Genomic DNA, 4,839 nt, shown 5'->3' with positions numbered 1-4,839 from the left:
CGGCACCGCCCAGCGGTGCCGGGGCTCGCGCGTGCCGGGCCCAGCGCGGCACGCGCCGCTCAGCGCCGCAGGTGGCGGTGGGCGGCGGCGGTCACGGCGGCGGCCACCCGGTCCAGCGAGGGCGAGCGCAGCCTCCACTGCTGCCAGTGCAGGGCGACGTCGATCACGCCGGCGGGGTCGAGGTCCACCAGGGAGCCGTCCGCCTCGTGCTCGCGGCTCTGCAGGTCCGGCAGCATGCCCCAGCCCACGCCCAGGCGCACGGCGGTCAGGAACTCCGCCGAGGAGGGCACGTGGTGCACCGGCGGCTGCACCGGGCGGTCCGCGCCGGGCTGGTCCTGCGGCAGGCGCGCGCGCAGGTACCGGTGCTGCAGGTCGTCCTCGCGGTCGAAGACCACCACGGGCGCGCGCGCCAGGGCCGCGGCGGTGGGCCCGTCGGGGAACCACTCGCGGGCGCGGGCGGCGCAGGCCATCGGCCGGTAGCGCACCGAGCCCAGCGGGGTCACCGAGCAGCCGGCGACCGGGTCGGGGTCGGTGGTGACGGCCGCCACCACCGAGCCCGCGCGCAGCAGGTCCGCGGTGCGCCCCTCGTCGTCGCGGTGCAGGTCGAAGCACACCGACCCGGCCAGCGGCGCCAGGGCGGGCAGCAACCAGGTGGCCAGGGAGTCGGCGTTGACGGCGATCGCCAGGGTCCGCGGCAGCCCGCCGTCCCCGTCCGCCCCGGCGTCGTCGACGTCCAGCTCGGCGAGCGCGTCCCCGGCCAGCAGCTCGACCTGGCGGGCCAGGCGCAGCAGCACCCGGCCCGGCTCGGTGACCCGCACCGGCTTGCTGCGCACCAGCAGCACCCGCCCGGTGGCCACCTCCAGGGCGCGCAGGCGCTGGCTGATCGCCGAGGGGGTCACGTGCAGGCGCCGGGCGGCGGCCTCGAAGGTGCCCTCGGCCACCGCCGCGCTCAGGGCCCGCAGCTGCCCCAGGTCCAGCTCCACGGACAGCGACGCTAACGCAGGTGCAGGAACACGCGCTTCACTCACGAGCGGGGCGCGCCTACGGTCGCCGGGTGCTCCCCCACCTCCTGGCCGCCGCCTCCGGTCTCGGGCTCGGCCTGTCCCTGATCGTCGCGATCGGCTCGCAGAACGCCTTCGTGCTGCGCCAGGGCCTGCGCCGGCAGCGGGTGGGCGCGGTGGTGGCCGTGTGCGTGCTCTCCGACGTCGTGCTCATCGCCGCCGGCGTGGCCGGCGCCGGCGCCGTCGTGCGCAGCCACCCGGGGGTGCTGACCGCGGTGCGCCTGGCCGGCGCCGCCTTCCTGGCCGCCTACGGGCTGCTGGCCGCCCGCCGCGCGCTGCGCCCGCAGGCCCTGGACGCCGCGGGCGGCGGCGCGCCGGCGTCCCTGTCGGCCGCGGTGGGCACCGCGCTGGCGCTGACCTGGCTGAACCCGCACGTCTACCTGGACACCGTGGTGCTCCTGGGCTCGATCGCGCAGAGCCACCCCGGGCGGCAGTGGAGCTTCGCCGCCGGCGCCGCCGCGGGTAGCGCCGCGTGGTTCACCGCCCTGGGGCACGGCGCGGCGCTGCTGCGCCCGCTGTTCGCCCGCCCCCGCGCCTGGCGGGTGCTCGACGCGGTGATCGCCGCGGTGATGTGGGCGCTGGCCGCCTCCCTGCTGCTCAGCGCCTTGTGACGGGGCCGGTGACGGCGCCGCTCAGCCGTGCGCGACGCCGCTGAGCACCGGCACCCGCACGCTGCCCAGCAGCCGCTCCAGCGCCGCCTCGACGTCTTCGCGCCAGCTGATGGCGTTCTTCAGCTCCAGGCGCAGGCGCGGGTAGCGGTGGTGCGGGCGCACCACCGTGAAGCCCACCGACTCCAGCAGGTGCGCGGGCAGCACGCACGGCTCGGACGTCTCGTGCGCGCACGCGGCGCTGCCGTCGCCGCCGGGCACCAGGTGCGTGCCGCCGAAGGCCTCCACGGCCTTGGCGCCGCGCTGGGTGAGGTCCTTGGCCGCGCCCTGCAGCAGCATCCGCGCCAGGCCCTCCCCGCGGAAGGCCGGCTCGATCCACCCCGTGGTCAGCAGCACCGCGTCCCCGCTGACCGGCGAGGTCGCGAACCCGCTCTGGCGCGGCACGTACGAGGGCGGGGCGTACATCACGAAGCCCACCGCCTGGTCGTCGACGTAGACCAGGCGCCCGCACGGGCCCCACTGCAGCAGCACCGAGGAGATCCACGCCTCCTTCTCGAAGTCCGGGTACCCGGCCTCGGCCGCGCGCTGGGCGGCGACCGCGTCCAGCTCCCAGAAGACGCACCGGCGCGACTCCTTGGGGAGGTCGGCGACCGACTCGAGCGTCAGCGGCGCCATGCGACGACCCACTGGGGCGACCCCCTCCGTGTTCCCTGCGCGTCGGAGGCATCCTAGGTGGCAGGGTGGTCCGGGTGCGACGAGTCCCGTCGCGGAGCACCGCAGCCACCCGGAGGCCACCGTGAGCCAGCACCCGCCCGTCCCCCGCACCGGCAGCGCGCCCGCCGCGCCCGCCGCGGCCGGGGTGCGCGCGGCCGCTGCCGGCACCAGGCTGGACCGCTGGCGGGGCTCCTACGCCGAGCGGACCCGCTCGATGACGGCCTCGGAGATCCGCGCGCTGTTCGCGGTCGCCAGCCGCCCGGAGGTCGTCTCCCTCGCCGGGGGCATGCCGTACCTGCCGGCGCTGCCGCTGGACGCCGTCGCCGAGACCTCCCGCCGCCTGGTCGCCGAGCGTGGCGCGCAGGTGCTGCAGTACGGCTCCGGGCAGGGCGAGCCGGCGATGCGCGAGCAGATCACCGAGGTGGTGCGCCCGCAGGGCATCGCCGCCCACCCCGACGACGTCGTCGTCACCACCGGCTCGCAGCAGGCGCTGGACCTGGTCGCGCGCGTCTTCCTCGACCCCGGCGACGTGGTGCTGGCCGAGGCGCCCAGCTACGTCGGCGCGCTGGGGGTCTTCCGCTCCTACCAGGCGCACGTGGAGCACGTGCCGATGGACGCCGACGGCCTGCAGCCGGCGGCGCTGGAGGAGGCGCTGGTGCGCCTGCGCGCCGACGGCCGGCGCGTGAAGCTGCTCTACACGGTGCCCAACCACCACAACCCCGCGGGCGTGACGCTCTCCCTGGAGCGGCGCCGGCAGGTGGTGGAGATCGCCCGCCGCCACGGGCTGCTGGTGCTGGAGGACGACCCGTACGCCCTGCTGGGCTTCGACGGCGACCCGCTGCCGGCGATGCGTTCGATGGACGCCGAGCACGTCGTGCACCTGGGGTCCTTCTCCAAGACGTTCGCGCCCGGCTACCGCCTGGGCTGGGCGATCGCCCCGCACGCGGTGCGCGAGAAGCTCGTGCTGGCCTCGGAGTCGGCGGTGCTGTGCCCGACGACCCTGGGGCAGGCCGTGGTCACCGAGTACCTGCGCACCCACGACTGGTACGGGCAGGTCAAGGCGTTCCGCGAGCTGTACCGCGAGCGCCGCGACGCGATGCTCGACGCGCTGGCCACCCACCTGCCGCAGGCGTCGTGGACGCGCCCGGTGGGCGGCTTCTACGTGTGGGTGACGCTGCCGGAGGGCCTGGACGCCGCCGCGCTGCTGCCGCGCGCGGTGACCGGGCGGGTGGCGTTCGTGCCGGGCACCGCCTTCTACGCCGACGGCCGCGGCGGGCGGCACCTGCGCCTGGCGTACTGCTTCCCCGAGCCCGAGCGGGTGCGCGAGGGCGTGCGCCGCCTGGCGGGCGTGGTGCGCGACGAGCTGGACGTGCTGGAGACGTTCGGACCGCTGGCGCACCGTCCGGGCACCGTCGGCACCGGCGGCGCGGGCGACCCCGCCGCGCAGGGCCCGGAGCTGGTGTGAGCGCGCCGCGGGTGGCCGTCCTGGCCGGCGGGCTGTCCCACGAGCGGGACGTCTCGCTGCGCTCGGGCCGCCGGGTGGCGGAGTCGCTGCGCGCGCGCGGGTGCGAGGTGCTGCTCCTGGACGCCGACGCGCACCTGCTGCCGCGCCTGGCGCAGGAGGCCCCGGACGTGGTGTGGCCGGTGCTGCACGGCGCCGTCGGGGAGGACGGGGCGCTGCGCGACGTGCTGGAGCTGCTGGGGCTGCGCTTCGTGGGCTCCGGGCCGGCGGCGTGCCGCCTGGCGTGGGACAAGGCCGTCGCGGCGAGCGTGGTGGCCGCGGCCGGCGTGGCGGTGCCCGGCGAGGTGGCGCTGCCGCACGCGACGTTCCGGGACCTGGGCGCGCACCCGGTGCTGGCGGCCGCGGCCGGCTGGGCGGGCCTGCCGCTGGTGGTGAAGCCGGCGCGCGGCGGCTCGGCCCTGGGGGTGAGCGTGGTGCGCGACGAGCGCGACCTGCCCCGGGCCGTGGCGGAGTGCTTCGCGTACGGCGACACCGCCCTGGTGCAGCGGCACGTGGCCGGCACGGAGGTGGCGGTCTCGGTGCTGGAGCTGGACGGGCGGGTGCGGGTGCTCCCGGCCGTCGAGGTCGTCGCCGACGGCGGGCAGTACGGCTACGAGGCGCGCTACACCGCCGGCAGCGCGGAGTTCTTCGCCCCGGCGCGGCTGCCCGAACCGGTGGCGCGGCGGGTGGCGGAGGCGGCCCGCGCGGCCCACGAGGCGCTGGGGCTGCGGCACCTGTCGCGGGTGGACCTCGTCGTGCGCGAGGACGGCGAGCCGGTCTTCCTGGAGGCCAACGCGGCGCCGGGCACCACCGAGACGTCCCTGCTGCCGCAGGCGGTGCTCGCCGCGGGCCTGGACCTGGACGCGGTCTACCGCGGGCTGGTGGACACCGCGCTGGGCTGAACCGCGCGCGAGCGCGCACGAGGACGGGGAGGGGACCGGTGCGGTCCCCTCCC

General features: G+C 77.6%; 5 protein-coding genes. 3 read left to right on the top strand and 2 right to left on the bottom strand.

The window, feature by feature from the left end; translation table 11 throughout:
• Nucleotides 1-59: 59 nt before the first annotated feature.
• Complete coding sequence (locus tag ACRYR7_RS24305) at nt 60-983, bottom strand: LysR family transcriptional regulator ArgP (protein ID WP_432574870.1); 924 nt, start codon at nt 981-983, stop codon at nt 60-62.
• A 71-nt stretch (nt 984-1,054) separates the two neighbouring features.
• Between ACRYR7_RS24305 and ACRYR7_RS24300 the strand changes: the two genes are divergently transcribed.
• Nucleotides 1,055-1,672, top strand: a complete 618-nt coding sequence (locus tag ACRYR7_RS24300; protein ID WP_432574869.1) for a LysE/ArgO family amino acid transporter — start codon at nt 1,055-1,057, stop codon at nt 1,670-1,672.
• Nucleotides 1,673-1,693: 21 nt separating this feature from the next.
• On the opposite strand, the gene ACRYR7_RS24295 is transcribed toward ACRYR7_RS24300, so the two are convergent.
• The gene (locus ACRYR7_RS24295; protein WP_432574868.1) at nt 1,694-2,356 is read right to left on the bottom strand and encodes a GNAT family N-acetyltransferase; all 663 of its coding nucleotides are present in this window, start codon (nt 2,354-2,356) and stop codon (nt 1,694-1,696) included.
• A 241-nt stretch (nt 2,357-2,597) separates the two neighbouring features.
• Here ACRYR7_RS24295 and ACRYR7_RS24290 point away from each other — a divergent pair, with 241 nt between their 5' ends.
• Both ACRYR7_RS24290 and ACRYR7_RS24285 read left to right on the top strand, forming a co-directional pair.
• On the top strand, nt 2,598-3,848 hold the full coding sequence (locus ACRYR7_RS24290) for an aminotransferase-like domain-containing protein (protein WP_432574872.1): 1,251 nt from the start codon (nt 2,598-2,600) through the stop codon (nt 3,846-3,848).
• Nucleotides 3,845-4,786 (top strand): D-alanine--D-alanine ligase family protein, encoded by a 942-nt coding sequence (locus tag ACRYR7_RS24285; RefSeq protein ID WP_432574867.1) that lies wholly within the window; start codon nt 3,845-3,847, stop codon nt 4,784-4,786. Before ACRYR7_RS24290 ends, ACRYR7_RS24285 begins: the two co-directional genes overlap by 4 nt.
• Nucleotides 4,787-4,839: the final 53 nt, after the last annotated feature.

The organism is Kineococcus gurbantunggutensis, assembly GCF_050871925.1.
Lineage (GTDB): Bacteria > Actinomycetota > Actinomycetes > Actinomycetales > Kineococcaceae > Kineococcus.
This window is presented reverse-complemented; position numbering and strand designations above follow the sequence as displayed.